General features: G+C 55.7%; 14 protein-coding genes. 9 read left to right on the forward strand and 5 right to left on the reverse strand.

Annotation, left to right across the window (positions count from 1 at the left end):
* Positions 1 to 299: 299 nt before the first annotated feature.
* Complete coding sequence (locus FIV03_RS31060) at positions 300 to 1406, reverse strand: RHE_PE00001 family protein (RefSeq protein WP_008188260.1); 1107 nt, start codon at positions 1404 to 1406, stop codon at positions 300 to 302.
* 282 nt (positions 1407 to 1688) lie between these two features.
* Here FIV03_RS31060 and FIV03_RS31065 point away from each other — a divergent pair, with 282 nt between their 5' ends.
* On the forward strand, positions 1689 to 2612 hold the full coding sequence (locus FIV03_RS31065) for a recombinase family protein (RefSeq protein WP_040450227.1): 924 nt from the start codon (positions 1689 to 1691) through the stop codon (positions 2610 to 2612).
* 52 nt (positions 2613 to 2664) lie between these two features.
* On the opposite strand, the gene repC is transcribed toward FIV03_RS31065, so the two are convergent.
* From repC to repA, 3 genes are all read right to left on the reverse strand, one after another.
* The gene (gene repC, locus FIV03_RS31070) at positions 2665 to 3921 is read right to left on the reverse strand and encodes a plasmid replication protein RepC (protein WP_040450228.1); all 1257 of its coding nucleotides are present in this window, start codon (positions 3919 to 3921) and stop codon (positions 2665 to 2667) included.
* Between the two features lie 218 nt (positions 3922 to 4139).
* Positions 4140 to 5192, reverse strand: coding sequence for a plasmid partitioning protein RepB (gene repB, locus FIV03_RS31075; RefSeq protein ID WP_008188252.1), 1053 nt, complete (start codon positions 5190 to 5192; stop codon positions 4140 to 4142).
* Entirely contained in the window at positions 5189 to 6412 is a 1224-nt protein-coding gene (gene repA, locus FIV03_RS31080) for a plasmid partitioning protein RepA (protein WP_008188225.1), read from the reverse strand. The genes repB and repA overlap by 4 nt, the downstream gene beginning before the upstream one ends.
* Positions 6413 to 8149: 1737 nt before the next feature.
* On the opposite strand from repA, the gene FIV03_RS31085 reads away from it, so the two are divergent.
* On the forward strand, positions 8150 to 8596 hold the full coding sequence (locus tag FIV03_RS31085) for a MucR family transcriptional regulator (protein ID WP_008188254.1): 447 nt from the start codon (positions 8150 to 8152) through the stop codon (positions 8594 to 8596).
* Positions 8597 to 8714: 118 nt separating this feature from the next.
* On the opposite strand, the gene FIV03_RS31090 is transcribed toward FIV03_RS31085, so the two are convergent.
* The gene (locus FIV03_RS31090; RefSeq protein WP_008188378.1) at positions 8715 to 9737 is read right to left on the reverse strand and encodes a GSU2403 family nucleotidyltransferase fold protein; all 1023 of its coding nucleotides are present in this window, start codon (positions 9735 to 9737) and stop codon (positions 8715 to 8717) included.
* A gap of 779 nt (positions 9738 to 10516) precedes the next feature.
* Between FIV03_RS31090 and trbB the strand changes: the two genes are divergently transcribed.
* From trbB to trbL, 7 genes are read left to right on the forward strand one after another with little or no spacing between them, the layout of a single operon-like run.
* The gene (gene trbB, locus FIV03_RS31095; protein ID WP_152512506.1) at positions 10517 to 11521 is read left to right on the forward strand and encodes a P-type conjugative transfer ATPase TrbB; all 1005 of its coding nucleotides are present in this window, start codon (positions 10517 to 10519) and stop codon (positions 11519 to 11521) included.
* Entirely contained in the window at positions 11511 to 11870 is a 360-nt protein-coding gene (locus FIV03_RS31100; RefSeq protein WP_152512507.1) for a TrbC/VirB2 family protein, read from the forward strand. Before trbB ends, FIV03_RS31100 begins: the two co-directional genes overlap by 11 nt.
* Entirely contained in the window at positions 11863 to 12159 is a 297-nt protein-coding gene (locus FIV03_RS31105) for a conjugal transfer protein TrbD (RefSeq protein WP_152512508.1), read from the forward strand. The genes FIV03_RS31100 and FIV03_RS31105 overlap by 8 nt, the downstream gene beginning before the upstream one ends.
* A 2-nt stretch (positions 12160 to 12161) precedes the next feature.
* Complete coding sequence (locus FIV03_RS31110; protein ID WP_152512509.1) at positions 12162 to 14609, forward strand: conjugal transfer protein TrbE; 2448 nt, start codon at positions 12162 to 12164, stop codon at positions 14607 to 14609.
* Positions 14587 to 15378, forward strand: coding sequence for a P-type conjugative transfer protein TrbJ (gene trbJ / locus FIV03_RS31115; RefSeq protein WP_152512510.1), 792 nt, complete (start codon positions 14587 to 14589; stop codon positions 15376 to 15378). The genes FIV03_RS31110 and trbJ overlap by 23 nt, the downstream gene beginning before the upstream one ends.
* A 2-nt stretch (positions 15379 to 15380) precedes the next feature.
* Positions 15381 to 15557, forward strand: coding sequence for a hypothetical protein (locus tag FIV03_RS31725; RefSeq protein WP_008188350.1), 177 nt, complete (start codon positions 15381 to 15383; stop codon positions 15555 to 15557).
* Positions 15558 to 15565: 8 nt separating this feature from the next.
* Positions 15566 to 16720, forward strand: a complete 1155-nt coding sequence (gene trbL / locus FIV03_RS31120; protein ID WP_008188309.1) for a P-type conjugative transfer protein TrbL — start codon at positions 15566 to 15568, stop codon at positions 16718 to 16720.
* The last annotated feature ends 12 nt before the right edge of the window (positions 16721 to 16732 follow it).

Below are 16732 nucleotides of genomic sequence, written 5' to 3' on the forward strand. Positions count from 1 at the left end.
ATATCATCTGGCAGGATTCGCTTGACGGCAGCTTCCCGGAGATTTCGCTTGCCGACTACGATCTGGCCCAATTCGAAATGCCGTCTTCAAAAGACAACGCCGGACTTCAAGCAACTGACGTGCTGCTTTGGGCTTCCCAACGCGAGGCGAGAACTTCCTCATTGTCGGCCTTGAAGGCCCGCCTAAAGGACAAGACACTCGACTATCGGGTGTCCCGAAGAATGTCCGAACTGATCGTGTACGTTCACCTTCTGCGGCATGAGCGACAACGTTCCCGGGGACAGCCCCGAGACTAGCGGCTAGAAGATACCCCATGCACGATACCGCCCCCTCCCCGTCATCTCGCGCACACCGAGCTCTCCGACAAGGTTCAATGCTCCGCGCGGCGTGACTTTCGCAGCTTTCGCGATCATGTGCGCCGATACGATCGGCCGTGAAAGTATGAGCTCGATCGCAGCCGGCAGGCTGCTGTTTGATCTCCTGCCAACAACGCGCCGCTCAAGTTGACGCTTCGCGAGCGTCAGCCGATCAATATCCTTCATCCCAGCGACAGCAGCCGCTCTCATTGCATCGAGAAAGGCGATCAGCCTGGTTGTCCGGTCCCGAGCACGTCGCCGCTCACGCGGCATCTCTCGCAGACCCACTGAAAAGGCCAGAAGGTGTGACCGGACCTTTTCGCGTGATCTGAGGAAATCCGAAACAAGGACCTGCCCAAGCCAGTGCTGCCGCTGAAGCGGTTCGAGCTGATCCCATGCGTCCCAAAGAACCGCCGCGGCCAGGGTCGCCGGAAGCGCTTCAACCTTTCTGACCAACTCGAGCCATTCAGAGATCCGTTCAGATTCGTCCCAATCAGGATCCCTGATGACCAACTCGCCCACAATGAGGTCTGGTTGCCGGGTTCTGGTAGATCCGGGGGGAACGGCTTCCACCAGCCAGCTGGTTTCCGCAAGCACCTCGTCGAACTCTGCCAATTCCGGAGGAAGCGCATCGTGCTCGTCCGTTTCGAGATCCCTCCCCTCCCCTCTCCTCTGACGTTTTCTGGGAAGTTCATCCTCCTGTTCGGCAATCCCCGCAAAGGCAATGATCCCAGCCCGCGAGATCGCCCAACCCGGATTGTTTCTCATCGCCCGTCGTCTCGCCCGGACGATCCGGTGCGCAATGACAAGCTCGTGGCTTGGTGCGCGAACGTCCATCTTGGCGTCGTGCAGAACCAAGTCTTCCAGATGGACAAGTTCGCCGGCCACCCACATGTTGGAGACGGCCTCGAAGAAATCAGCCCGCTCTGCAAAGCCTTGTCCGACCTCAGATCGGGCAACACGCTCATCAAGCCGTGCGAGTGCATCTTCAGCCGCCGATATCGGCTTCAAGAGAGCCTCGAGGCTCAACTTTCCAATTTCATAAGGCATTGTTTTTTCATGTCTTACGCATTTATGAGGAAGCTACCACGAATTTAACTTCCGTCATAGACTGCCCCGTAAACTCGCGTTCGCCGATATGCAGTCTGAGGCCTTCTGAATTGAACAAATGCCCGGCAATCCGCGCTCAGGTCGACGAGAGGGTCCGGTTTTCCTGGGGTTTTGACGGTTCGGGTCGTGGAAAAGGCACTCAGGAGACGTTTACAAACGATCGGTTATCCATATCTTCTTTATTTGGAAAACCACTCTCAACACGGCTCTCAGGCGTCCCAAATGGCCAAATCGGCGCTCAATCGCACTTCTCGTCGGCCTGAGGGACGGCTTATCGGCTATGCGCGCGTCTCCACGGACGAGCAGGCGACAGAAGCACAGCAGCTGGAACTGCGATCTGCCGGCTGCGAGACAATTGTGGAGGAATACGGCTCCGGCGCTTCACGCGCTCGCCCTGCCCTTGCCAGACTGGTTCGGGAGATAGGTACAGGTGAAACATTGGTCGTTGTCCGACTTGATCGCCTCGCCCGTTCGGTGGCCCATCTGTTGGAAGTTATCGACGAACTCAATGCAAAGGGAGCGCATTTCCGCTCACTCAGCGACCCGATCGACACATCGACCCCGCAGGGCATGTTTTCCCTTCAGGTTCTGGGTGCTGTTGCTCAGCTTGAACGCGCCTTGATCTCCGAGCGCACCAAGGCCGGCATCAAGGCTGCAAAGGCCAAGGGGAAGTTGCCCGGCAATCCAGGAATTCGAGAGCGCAGGCCTGAAGCGCTGGCCAAGATGACGGCCGCTCAAAAGGCAGCCTATGGCGCACGCATTCAGGCGACTGCCAGTCAATGGCTTCCTATTGTCCGGCGCATGCGTCCGGATCACACCTGGGACGATATCGCACGGTTTCTGAAAAGCCGCGGGCACGACTGGACGCCCGAGCGGCTGCGGCGCGCGGTGAAGTGGATGGTTTCCGAGGGAATGGCGGACAAGGAATTGCTGAGGAAATCGCCTCCACGCCCGCCGGAAGACCGATTGATGACCCTGGTCGCCGGCATCCACTCGTCGAACCCGGAGCTGACATTGCGAGAGATTGCCGGTCAGCTCGAGCGGCTGCACGAGCGAACGCCCCGCGGTGGGACAAAATGGTCGCCGTCTTCCGTCAAGAACCTCATCGACCGGGCAAAGCGGACTGGTTTGCTCGAAGCAGTTTGAGTCCCAAATCGGAACTCTGGCGCAAATTGCCCGCCCAGACCTCACCATGGTCTCACACCAGCCCATGCAGGGATTTGTGGAGGTGGAGTTTGCCCTCCCCAGCCCTGTCGATCATAGCGCGGAAATATCCGCCGGGCGAGGCAATGTGCTCCGGATCCCGCAGCGCCTTTTCGGCGACAACCGCAAGGCAGGCCGCGGCCAGATATCTGCCTTGCCGCTCGACAGCGAGCTGATATCCGGACGGACTGAGGCCGATCAGCATGCGCAACTGCTCAGCAGCTCCACAAAGAGCCGGCCAACTGCTCAGACCGACCCCCAATTCTGCCTGTACCGATGAACATGCCGACTGAATGAGCCCTATGGAAACACCATCCAGGTTGGTTTCGGGAAACTTGCCTCCGCCTCCCCTTCCCACTTGTGATTTCGGCCGTTGTGTTTCCGTGCGCCCGCCGCAAGGCTCTTTTTCAAGAGCCATATCAACGGCGAAGCCGTTGTCAGAAGGAAATTTAGTGTATTGCTCGTTAGAGCAAGTCGGCTGAGAATTACTTCCAAGAGAGTCGGTTGGGGTTGTAATAAATAAGGGGCTGACATCAATGTCACCCGCGCATGACATTTTATCCTTATTTTTCAACGAATGTGCTTCATGGAGAGCCAGGACCTGCGCATAGAGCGATTCCAGAAGTGCCGCCTTCTCCGCCACATTCAATTCGTCCCGGATCACAATCGCCTGGGCTCGGGCAGCAAACCCGTGAAATTCTACGGGCTCCAGTTCGGCCATGTCGGCGATCGCCCGTGAAAACCGTGTAACAGCCCGCCTGGCTTCCTGCTCGGCCTTGATACGGCGCTGGAATGCATCCGCCTGAACCTTGAAGGCCTCCAGATTGAAGCACGCAGGGCTAAAGTCCAGACCGTAGGCCTGCTCCAGAGCCCCTTCTGAACCGCGATAGACATAGCGTCGCCCGGTCGGACTGTCCCGATAGGCAAGCACTCCGGCTTCGACGAGTTTCTTCAGGCAGCGCGTGACAGTGCGCGTGGTGCGCCGAGTGTATTCGGCAAGACGCTGATTTGAGATCGCCACTACCGGCCGCTTTCCGGCCTGGAAATCGTCGGGCTGCACAAGACCCAAGAGAATATCCAGGACATGATAAGCCGTGCCATCGATACCAAGCGCCGGCGCAACGCGTTTCAGAACCAGGGAGATTTCCTTTTTGGTGACCTTCGGCCGGTCTTCCTGGGACGCCAGATGCGCGCTCGCAAGAATCCCGGCAGACACCTTGCGAAAACTCGCAATCTGCTGAGTCGAAGACATAAGTCCTCCTTTGCCGGAAGCGCATAAACGCGACCGAGCACTGAATTTTCAGATGCGAGACAAGCTGGAAGACGCAAGAAATCGTGCTCGGCTGCGAGACAGAACTTGCGTTGCGCTGCGAGTGATTCTAGAATCAGAGCTGCTAGACTGAGATCATAGGCACTCGTGCTTATCTCAACGAGGACCCGCCCACGTGGCGGGTTCTTTGCTTCATGCTTTTATTTGCTCGCTTGTTTCCCTTCGCCTTTTTTGAACTCTTCAATCAACGCCGTCATCTTGTCTGCGACAAACTGAGCAAAAGCCGGCTCTTTCTTCGCATCTAGGAAGATTTTGACAGCGTTGCTGGATTGCTCCATCGTTCCGAACGAGCGACCTTCGTTCTCCAATCGAGACTTTTCAGCTCTGGATTTCGTCGTCCTGAACTTGTCTGCTTTTTCAGCTGTCCGATAAGCCAGTTCGAAACGCTTGTTGGAGTCAGCCCCTTTCCACACTGCGCTTTCGGGTAGAGCACGCACCGCTTCGAGAATCGAAGACTTCTTTGCACCTCGATCAGCGAGACTCGCAAAAGCCTCCCAACGATTTCGGCCGATCTTGGGGGCAGGTCCAATCAAACGAAAGATATCAGCTGGCACCAAAGCGACGATTGCAGACATTTTCGAAATCGTTGTGTCAGAGGCAACTCCAACAGACTTGGCTACAAGCTTACGCGTGAAACCGGCTTCCAAAAGGGCGACTGCGTATACCGCCTGCTCAATGAAGGACAGGTTCTTTCGTTCATTATTTTCAAGACCTTGAGCAATGACAAGCTCTTCGTCAGAAAGTTCTTGAACGTAAGCTTTCACCTTTTGCCCAAGAACCATGCAAGCACGATTGCGCCGCGCTCCATACGCCAGTTGGTACTGACCATTTTCTGCCGGATGTGGACGGACAAGGATGGGGAGTCGTTGGCCTTCTTCCTTAATGGAAGTCACCAGGCTTTGAAAATCCGGGTCATCGTCGGTCCATTCAAGACGGTCTTGAATGATGGAAGCCCGCACGGTGACGGGGTCGAGTTCAACGGTTTGGGATTTTTCAAGCTCGGCTTTCAGCCGCAGGTTTTCTTCTTCGATGCTTGCAAAACTCGCCTGCAGTGCTTTCGTCGGAGCAGTCGTCATGGGCCGACTCGTAGTCTTGTCCGATTTCTCGACTTCAGCTTGTTTGGCAAGTTCGTTCGGGTCTACGGCACCAAACATGCCGGCAAGGCGTTTCGCCCGGTTGGATGCTTTGTTCATGAGCGTCCCCAGACTTTCAGGATCTCTTGGAAGATCTCAGTGTTGGCAGCATTTACGGATTCTATGGCGCGATTGTACGTGTCGCGTCCGACAGACCCTTTTTCGAGTTCGTACAACGTTTTGTTTTCCAGACCGGCATTTGTGATCGCAGTGGTCTCTACAACTGCAGCAGTCAAGACGCTTTCTCCAAAGAGAGACCGAAGCATCGCTGCAATATTCACCTGTGGAACATCGTGGGGAATATGTCTGGTCAAAAGAAACCGCATGAACTCATGATCGACAGGCGCACCAAAGTGAGCCATTTGTTCCAGCATTTCGTCCATCATGTACAAAAACTGGTTCATACTTGCGACGTCGATCATCGCGGACTGTACAGGGATAATTAGCCCGGTAGCGGCAAATACAGCGTTTAATGTCAGATACGACAATTGCGGTGGCGCATCGATTACGACTACATCGTAACGATCCTCCACGCTTCTCAGTGCAGTCGCCAACCGGCGAATAAAGTATTCGTCTCCCACGTATTTGTTGCTGATGATGGCGGCTGGCGTTTCGTAATCGAAATACTGCAGCTCGCTCTGGCCTGGAACAAGATCCAGGCCCGCAAAGTAGGTCGGTCGAATTACCTCCGGAAGTGGCCGACGTTCATCATCGTAACGCAGAACGCCAAACACCGTTTCGTTGTCGCCTACTTCCAAGACCGGCTGAACACCCAGCATCTCCGTCAGACTTGCTTGTGTATCAAGGTCGATTGCGAGAACGCGGAGGCCTTGCAACGCGAGAAACTGAGCCAAGTGCAAAGCAGTCGTCGTTTTCGCGCAGCCACCTTTGAAATTGGAGATCGCGACAATTTGCATTCCGTCATCTTTACGACGACGCGGATCAAACTGTAGGGACTGTCCGGGACGCTTTTCGGCCAGGAACGATCGAAGTTCATTGATCTGATCGAGTGTGTACATGCGCCGGTTCCCATCAGACCGCGCCGGTTGCGGACCTTCATTGTCGAGCGACATTTGCCGCAAGGTTGCGGGCGCGATGCCAATCAGGTCCGAAACTTCAGATGAGGAAAACGATCGCAAGTGCTTACGCGACTCCGGAGGATAATTCTGTTGCCAGTTGTTTTTGATTTGCTGGCTCAATAGTGACGAAAAACGCGCAATTTTTCCCCTTGTTGAGTTGGGGTCCAGTTCCTTGTCAGAAATTGCGGCTTCTTCTGTCATTATCCACTCCGACGCAAAAATTTGAAAAACACGGAAATAAGCGTCAGAGCGAACTAAGGGCGAATTAGTGATTCCTGTCAATGGCTTTTTAGTTAACGCCCGTTAACTTTTCCACCGTCGACACGATATCGTGTGCCTAGAGAAAATGGACCACACTAGTACTTGCAGGCAGACTCTGCTCATGGTGCATTTGTTCAGAAGCGCAGGGCGAGCTAAACAAGGATGTACGCCTCATAATATTCGAATCAGATCAGCGAAGACCCGAATGTATCCTGAGATCAGGCGTTCGGCGTCTAAGTTTTGATGCGCGGAGACCGCGTTGCGTCCTGTGTTTTTTGATAGCTATGACTCGGTTTCGTATTCCCTTTCGCCCACTCACGCACGGCAGTCAGATTGACGCCCAGTGTATCCACCACCGTTTTCATGACAAATGTCCACCTTGAAACTCCATAAAAAGTAGAGGTCTTTTATTAGATCGCCGCATTCGGGGTCTAATTCTAAAATGTCTTCTTGCCGAACTGACACTCAAGTTCTCGAGTGAGGTCTCTCGGCGCAATGTTATTGCGCTAGGAGACCTCAGAAAAGCTCTCTCCATCTTAAAGCTTGTTGCCTACGAATTGCGGCGTGAACGAAGAAGACCAACATCGGCGACAACTCTGAATGACAAGTTCTATTCAGACATAAGCCGCGCTCACGGCTACCTGTAGACCCATTCGTCAAACAATTGTGTTAGGTCGAAATGCATTTCTTTTAAGACAGGTCGGGCAAAGCAATTCCAGAAGGTGGCGCCACGAGATTTTAACAACCCTTCTTTCCAAAAGGTTCGTACTGACATCGTTCATCGTATGAATTTACCAGCACTGCGTCGTGCCAAATTGTTGTGAGACAATTCGACCAATTGGATTTCCAAGCCCCCCTCCTCTCCGCTAGGCAACATCCAACCTCCAGCCCCGGATCAACGATTTGAAGTTCCCATGTTGGATGACCAGAAATTGATTTCCAACCCACGCCAAATCGGCATTTGGACGCAGCTTGGCGACCAAGAGCTCGGTTCCGTCTACGAGACCAGACTCTGCATTATCGGCAACACAGAACGCAATCATCTCAAACACCGCAGATGAAGTTCCGTCTGCGATGTAATGGAATCCGCAAACCTGTTGACTTGATACGTTTCTGAACACCTAGTTCCGAGTGGAGTGTCAGATGACACGGGGTCAAGCAATTGTTTTTTCGATGTTTTTTTTCCGAGACGTCATTCCTTCCAATCGAATGCGAACAATTCTTGAACTCCCCTCCCCCGATTTGCGGCCACGAGAACAATTGAATCCCGCGGTGAAAACATCGTCTCCCTTTTCCTACCAAAGAAGTATTGAGGTCCCACTGGGCAATCCCATCAAAAAATACAACAGGACCGTAAACGCTAGCGAATGATTGCTACGGCGATTTTGAACCGCCCAGACAGCTGATGCTAAATGGCAACCGTCGAGCACTAAGGTAGGAAGTGACCGGCCGGAAGATGCCGACCGTAAGATATATTCATTACGAGGGCAGGGGTCTCCAACCTAAAGAAGTGAACATCAGGTTCGGATGGCCGAAAAGCTCGATCGCGGTGTGCTCAAGAGCAATGGTGAACGTAAAGCGACCACTGGCTGTCCGAAGCGATGATTTTACTCCACAGGGGAACAAGTTTAGAACCAGCGCACACCCAGCTCCCAGTATCGACCTGCAAGGAACCCAATGTCTGAGGCCCCCGAATACAACACAACTATTGAGCCAGTATATGTTGATCTGACTGCGGATATCGTTTCCGCATATGTGAGCAACAAGATTGCTTCGGGTGATCTGGCAACTTTGATAGCGACGGTTCATTCGGCTCTCGTTTCGGCCGCACAAACGGTACAGGAACCAGCCGTTGAAGAACTTGTCCCGGCTGTACCGGTCAAAAAGTCCATCCTGGGCGACTACATCATCTGTCTCGAGGACGGCAAAAAATTCAAATCGCTGAAGCGCCACCTGCGCACGCATTTCGACATGACGCCGGAAGACTACCGGGCCAAGTGGAACCTGCCTGTGGACTACCCGATGGTCGCCCCGAACTACGCCGCGGCGCGGTCGGATCTCGCCAGGAAAATGGGGCTGGGTCGGAAACAGGGTCGCAGGAGCAAGTCGGCGAGCAAGAGCTAGTTTTTGTCTCGCCTGGACAGGACCCAGCCGGAGCTGAACCTCCGGTGCGCGGGGCACAATTCGATCACTCTGAAGCATGTGCCTGCAGCGACCGGTTCCCTGCCGGCAAGTCCGCCGGTCAAGAAAGCTGATCGAGCAAGGCCGAAGTCGCCGGCATGCGTTTCAGGCTTGCCGTAATGCGCTTGCGCCATTCCGGACCGGTTTCCAATGCGGTCTGGTAGGCTTCGGCAAGGTCGTCCGGCCTTGTCTCCGTCAATACCTCGATCAGAAATGCCGCCTGGGCCCGGTCTTTATGCGCCTTGAGTGCATCCGCTCCTCCTTGCCTCCGGTCGGCGACGATGAGCTTGTGCACCGCATAGCGCTCCGGGCGCGGGATCTGCACCAGCACGCCTGAGCGATAGAGAAAGGGAACACTGATCGGATCGGCAATCAGGTAATTGAGAAAATGCAGACTTTGCGCACTGACACCAAGGGCGGCAAGATCGCGGATGGCCTCATCCTCTTCGAAGGACGGTGTCAGAAACTCGACCAGGGTCTGGCGATGTGTTTGCCGCCAGCGCCAGGTCTTGCCACTTTCGATCGCAGGCACGGGATCGAACTGAAGCTCGGAAAAGACCTCTGCAAGGGGAGGGTCGACTGTGTCCGCGAGGGCGAGTGACAACCGCTCGAAAGTTGCAATGTCGATGTCATCCGTCGTGGCCGACTGGTCGAAGCCGATCCGGATGCCGAGCTCGCCTTCATAACAGCGGAAGGCCTGCGTACCGACGATCGTTCCACCGAGCCGAAAGACGCCGGCTTTGGCCATGGCCGAAACCACCTGGCCGGATCCGACATCGGCGAACAGATAGCCTTCCGCCCGCAGCACCCGCATCAGTCTTGCCCGATCCCGTTCGGCAAGTTTCGCCGCCCTGGCGATCTCCGATTGCCGCTCCAGGCGGCTCCGAAGTTCCGGCGTGTCTTCGCCAATATACCGGTCGATGGTTTTCCGCCCGACGCGGAAGTGGTCGTACCAATAGGTCTTGGAGCCGACCTCCTTCGACCGTGGCGCGCCGCGCAGCTCCGACACTTCGCTGTCACGTAGGGACCGTCGCAAGTCCGTCCAGGCGGCTGTGCCGATTGCGCTGTGATAGTCGATGGTCACACGTTACCCCACATACTTTTTCTCGTGGGGTAAGAATAGCATATTTGCTATCCCACAGAAATTTTTTTGTGGGGTACAAAAGGAGCAAGATCTCGGCACCTTCCGAACCGCCTTGTCCTTTGTGTGGAACTCCCACGCGCAACCAAGGAGCAGCTGCTTCAAAAAAATAGCGCGCCCGTGTTGAGCCTTGGGAGGAAGACACTTGGGCGCGCCTGGAAAGGTGTGCACGTGACGCTGGGTCACCTTGCCCTTTTAGCCGCGTTCAATAAAAAGATCCATTCGCACAATTGCAGAGTTTTTCCGGGGGTGACACATCGTGGTCGATCAAGCCACGTGCATTGAACCTTTCTGTAGGCGCAGAGATGCGCCTGATTTTTTGACACGGCTGATAGGTCCAGGTTTGGCCCCAGCCATAAGGATCTGCGATCACGAAGCTTCGAAACGTCCAATATCTCTTTAGCTAAGACCTAGATTAAAGGTCGGCGACGTAGCCTCATTAGATTGTTATATTTGCCAATTCATACAACTCTCCTTAGGTGTGGAAAACTTTTTCTCAACCTTGCGATGACACTTCGTTCTGTGTTGGGTTGCGCCCTCTCGCAAGGCAATCAACCACTGATTGCTGTAGCCGCATCTTATTGTTCTCAAATATAAAAGGACGCTCCGAATGACCTCCGGAGAGCCTGGGCACTCACCCGTGCCCGGTCCGATAAATGCTGTCTCGGCGAGGCCGCGCCATCCCCTGAACATCTCAGCTTTCACCGGTAGGGGAGGGGACCTTGAGGAACGGTGAAAGCCGCCGCCGACTTATCGCCGGATTAGAGGATTCGCTTGGGCGAACAATCTTGTCGGCGTTGTCGGACGAGGCCGTCGTTGAGATCATGCTCAACCCGGACGGACAGCTGTTCATCGAGAGCGTCGGTAAAGGCATGGTGCTCTCCGGCGAAATAACGCCCCATGACGCCCAGATCATCATGGGCAAGGTCGCACATGCGCTCGGCACGGAAATCACCTCTGACAAGCCGATTATTTCCGGTGAGCTGCCAATAGGCGGTCATCGTTTTGAGGGTCTTCTGCCACCGGTCGTTTCCAAACCTTCCTTCACGATCCGCAAGAAGGCTTCGCTGCTCATCCCGCTTTCCAGGTACGTCGAGGATGGCGTGATGACGGACGGCCAGGCCGCCGTGATCTGTGATGCAGTTGCCGGCCGCAAGAACATTCTGGTTTCGGGCGGTACCGGCACCGGCAAAACGACCCTGACAAACGCGATCATTGGCGAAATGGTTTCGGTCGCTCCGGATCACCGCCTCGTCATTCTGGAAGATACCGCGGAAATCCAGTGCGCGGCCAGGAACGCCGTGATCCTGCACACGTCCGACACCGTGGATATGCAGCGGCTCCTGAAATCGACCATGCGCTTGCGTCCAGACAGGGTCATTGTCGGCGAGGTTCGCGATGGTGCGGCGCTGACGCTGCTCAAGGCATGGAATACGGGCCACCCGGGCGGCATCTCCACGGTTCACTCCGACAACGCCTTCACCGCACTGACGCGCCTCGAACAGTTGATCGCGGAAGTGTCTCAGCAGCCAATGCCCCAAGTCATCGCAGAAGCGGTTGACCTCATCGTCTCGATCGAGCGCTCCCCCGAACACGGGCGCATCGTTCGAGACATTGTGACTGTATCCGGCTTTCGGGACGGCACCTATGACATCCGCTCAGCAGTTGCATCTCAGTTCCTCAACAAAAATTCCAACGACAGACAAGGGACTCTTCATGTCGCGTAATTTTGTATTTCTTCTCTTTCTCGCCGGTGCAGGACTGTACCTAATTGAACCAGCCTTTGCCTCTGGTGGTGGTTCGCTTCCCTGGGAAGGTCCACTTCAACAGATCCAGGCCTCCATCAACGGTCCTGTCGCTGGCGCCGTTGGTCTGATCGCGGTGGCGATCGCGGGCGCGATGCTGATCTTCGGCGGTGAACTCAACGACTTTGCCCGCCGACTGGCCTACGTGGTTCTGGTTCTCGGGGTCCTGCTCGGCGCGTCCACCATTGTTGGCCTGTTCGGATCCTCCGGCGCCTCCATCGGCATTGCTCCCGAAGGGAACGCGGCAACCGTGGACCAGGTTCGTGACTGATGCGCCGGGCCTCAACAGAGTGCGGATTCACCGCGCTCTTTCACGCCCGACATTGCTGTTCGGGGCAGATCGGGAGCTGGTGCTCGTGACCGGTCTTGCCTCGGTCATTCTGATTTTCGTGATCCTGAAGCCCTATGCAGCTGTGCTCGGCGTGGCGATCTGGATCGTGGTCGTTGGCGTGCTGCGGATGATGGCCAAGGCGGACCCTCTGATGCGCGCTGTCTATCTGCGGCACGTCAAATACCGCGCTTATTACCGGCCGACATCCACGCCCTGGCGGAAATACTGAAGATGGTTGCCCTCAAAAAATTCCGGCACGTCGCGCCGTCTTTTTCCGACCTGCTCCCTTACGCGGCGCTGGTCGACAACGGCATCGTGCTCCTCAAGGACGGGGGTCTGATGGCCGGCTGGTATTTTGCCGGGCCGGACAGCGAGAGTTCGACCGCGTTTGAGCGGAATGAAGTTTCCAGGCAGATCAATTCGGTTCTGGCTCGCCTCGGCAACGGTTGGATGATCCAGATGGAAGCGGTTCGCATTCCCTCAACTGGATATCCGGGCAAGGAAAGCTCGCATTTTCCGGACCCGATCACGGCCCTGATCGATGACGAGCGCCGGCAGCGTTTTGAAGCCGGGGAGGGGCATTTCGAAAGCCAGCACGCGCTTATTTTGACTTACCGGCCGCCCGAGAAAAACAAGTCCAAACTGGTGAAATACATCTATTCGGACGAGGCCAGCCGCAACACCTCTTTTGCCTCCCGGACGCTTGAGCACTTCAAGACAACGATCCGGGAATTTGAGCAGTATATGGCGAATGTCGTCTCGATCCGGCGCATGGAAACCCATGAAGTGCCGGAAAGAGATGCGGGGAGGGCAGGGGAGAGGCGTGGCCGCTACGATGACCTGCTGCAGTTTGCCCGCTTCGCGCTGATCGGAGAAAACCATCCGATCCGTTTGCCAGACATTGCCGTGTATCTCGACTATCTGGTGACGGCAGAGTTCCATCACGGTCTCAACCCCATTGTCGACGGCCGCTATGTCGGCGTCGTGGCGATCGACGGGTTCCCGGCAGAAAGCTGGCCGGGGATCCTAAATGCGCTCGATCTGATGCCGATCACCTATCGCTGGTCGAGCCGGTTCATCTTCCTGGATCCGATCGAGGCGCGAGCTGTTCTGGAAAAGACGCGCAAAAAGTGGCTGCAGAAGGTGCGGCCACTGATGGACCAGCTCTTCAAGACCAACTCCGGATCGCTCGATCAGGACGCCATGGTGATGGTCGGGGAAACCGAGGACGCGATTGCCGAGGCGAACTCGCAGCTCGTCGCCTTCGGCCACTACACGCCTGTCATCGTTCTTTTTGATACAAACCAAACCCGTCTTCAGGAGAAGTGCGAGGCGGTGCGCCGGCTCGTGCAGAACGAAGGGTTTGGCGGCCGCATCGAAACCCTTAATACGACCGAAGCGTTTCTTGGGAGCCTGCCGGGTGTTTCCTATGCCAATGTTCGCGAACCGCTGGTAAGCACGCGCAATCTTGCGGATCTTGCTCCACTCAACTCTGTTTGGGCTGGGGCACCAAACGCGCCATGCCCGTTTTACCCCGTTGGATCGCCGCCACTCATGCAGGTTGCGTCCGGCTCTTCGCCGTTCCGGTTCAACCTCCATGTCGGGGATCTGGGACATACGCTGATCTTCGGGCCGACGGGTTCGGGTAAATCGACGCTTCTGGCGCTGATCGCCGCTCAGTTCAGACGTTATCAGAACGCCCAAGTGTTTGTCTTCGACAAGGGCAAGTCGATGTACCCGCTGACGCTGGCCGTTGGCGCGGATCACTATGACGTCGGCAAGTCAGACACACTGGCCTTTGCACCCCTCTCATCACTCGAGGACGACACCGACAAGGCGTTCGCTGCCGAGTGGCTGGAAACCCTCATCGAAATGCAGGGTGTGAAGGTTCTGCCGGAGCACCGCAACGCCATCACCACGCAGATTGACTTGATGTCAAAGTCGCAGCGCCGGTCGCTGACCGACTTCGTGTCGGGCGTCCAGAACCGGGAGATCAAGGACGCGCTGCAATATTACACGGTGGACGGCCCGATGGGCTCGCTCCTCGATGCCGAAGTGGATAGTCTCTCGCTCTCCAGCTTCCAGACTTTCGAGATCGAGGAGCTGATGAACATGGGCGACCGGAACCTGATCCCGGTCCTGCTGTATCTCTTCCGCCGGATCGAAAAACGCCTGACCGGGGCACCAAGCCTGCTCATCCTGGACGAGGCCTGGCTGATGCTCGGCCATCCAGTGTTCCGCGACAAGATTCGGGAGTGGCTGAAGGTTCTGCGCAAGGCCAATTGCGCGGTGGTTCTGGCAACGCAGTCGATCTCGGATGCCGACAGATCCGGCATCATCGACGTCCTGAAGGAAAGTTGTCCGACAAAGGTTTGCCTGCCCAATGGGGAGGCCCGGGTTTCCGGGACTCGCGCGTTTTACGAAAAGCTCGGCTTCAACGACCAGCAAATTGAAATCATCGCCTCCGCGATCCCGAAGCGCGAGTACTACGTCACGTCTCCGGACGGGCGCCGGCTCTTCGATATGGCGCTCGGCCCGATCACGCTGTCCTTCGTCGGGGCGTCCGCCAAGGACGATCTCAAGCGCATCGAAGACCTTCACCTCCACTACGGCGACACATGGCCCGCCGAATGGCTCAAGCAAAGAGGAATCGACAATGCCGAACAGCTTCTTGGCTAGATCGCTCGCGAGCGTTCTTTGTGTGATCGGAATTGCAGGACCGGCTGAAGCCGGTGGTGCGGTGACCGGCGCGACCGAGTTCACCCAGATCCTCAACAACAGCGAGCTTATTGCCCTCGGCGGTCAGAACGCCGAGCAGATTGCCAATCAGGTGCAGCAAATCGGCAACCAGATCCAGATGATCGAAAACCAGATCTCCATCTACGAGAACATGCTGCAAAACACGCTCTCCCTGCCGATGCAGGTTTGGGGCGAGGTCGAGCAGAACCTCGGCCAACTGCAGAGCCTGGTTCAGAAGGGTCAGGCGATGGCCTTCTCGATGGGCAATCTGGACGACACGCTGAAGCAGCGGTTCCAGAGCTACGCCGACTTCGCGAAGAACGGCCTGCCGGACGGACAGTCGTTTTCGACCATGTACCAAGGCTGGTCCGACACCAACCGGGACACGATTTCTTCGACATTGAAAGCGGCCGGATACACCTCGGACCAGTTCGCGACCGAAGAGGACACCATGCGCCAGCTCCGGCAGCATTCTCAGTCGGCCGCGGGCCAAAAGCAGGCCCTGCAGGTGGGTCATGAGATCGCAGCGCAGCAAGTCGAACAGATTCAGAAGCTGCGCGGTCTTGTCTCCCAGCAGATGACCATGATGGGGACCTGGTACCAGTCCGAGCAGACGAAGAGCGACCTCGCTCAGTCAAAAAGGGAAAAGTTCTTCAATTCGACAATCTTGCCTGTCACTGGCGGAAAAGAAATGGAAGTGGATTTTTGATAATGAAACCGATGTATTTTGTAATTTTGGCTGCAATTTTGGTCATTTCCGCTTCGGGAGCCATCTATGTCTCACTAAATCTATCCAGTAGCCTACCCGCTTCAGAAAAATCGACCAGTGAAGCTCCAACCTTGCTGCCCACAACTGGCGGCAAGGAGATGAGTGTCGATTTTAACTGAGGCATGTCATGGCCAAGCAAAGCGCATTTATCCTAACGACCGCAATCTTTCTCCTTGTGATCGTACCCGGCGTTTCACTCGCGCAAGACGGCACAATTCTTACAAGCTTAGAGGATCAAATAAAATCAGCAGCAAAAAGCTGGGAGACAACAATATCGAACGCCGCCCAGTCCCTGTTTTGGATCCTTGCGGGCATTGAATTTGGCATCGCCGCGGTTTGGCTTGCCGTTCAAGCAGCAGCGCTTGAAGCTTGGGTTAGCGAATTGGTTCGGCGCATTATGTTTGTCGGCCTGTTTGCGTTCATTTTGACGAATGGTCCTCAATTCGCACAGGCTGTTGTAGACAGTCTTTTCCAGATTGGAGCCGGCGGCGGCTCAGCCTCACCTGCCAATGTTTTTAATTCAGGCATCAATGTCGCAAGCATCATGTCCAAGAACGTTCAGTTCGGACTGTTGGCCGATAACGGCCTTGCGATAGCTTCGGTCATTGCGATGGTGGTCGTAGTAATCTGTTTTTCGCTTGTCGCCGCAATTTTTGTGGCCGTCATGGTGGAAATGTACGTTGGTCTGTTGGCTGGCATAATCATGCTTGGCCTCGGCGGGCTATCCCACACCAAAGACTTCGCAATCCGTTACCTCGTTTATGCATTCTCGGTTGGAATGAAATTACTGGGGCTCGTGATGATTGCGAGAATTGGCTCTCAAATACTTATCGGCCTCGCAAATTCCGCAAAACCGGATGACGAGTTCATCGCCACACTTACAATTGCCGGGATATCAGTAGTCATTTTCATGGTCGCGATGTACGTCCCGCAGATCCTGCAAGGAGTTGTCCAGGGCGCTTCGGTCAGCAACGGCATGGAGGTCATTCGTCACGGCACGCAGACCAGCACTTTCGCTGCCGGAACCGCCATTGGCAGCGCTCAAATGGCCGCCGGTGCGAAGGTAGCTTACGAAACCGCTAGGAACGATGGATCTTCGAGAGGGCAAGCCGCGGCTCAGGCCGCCATGGCTCCCTTTGCAGCCCTTTCCTCAGCTGCCGCAGACAAGCTCTCTGGCGCCCCTCATGCAGGAAATGCCTCGGCGCTAGGCCTCGCCAATCACAAACTGCGGCAATCCCTACCGAACAAGCCAACTGGCGGATCTTCGCCCAAATCCTCCTGAGCAATAGGCAGT

Origin of the sequence: Labrenzia sp. THAF187b, assembly GCF_009363375.1 — a bacterium.
Classification (GTDB): domain Bacteria; phylum Pseudomonadota; class Alphaproteobacteria; order Rhizobiales; family Stappiaceae; genus Roseibium; species Roseibium algicola.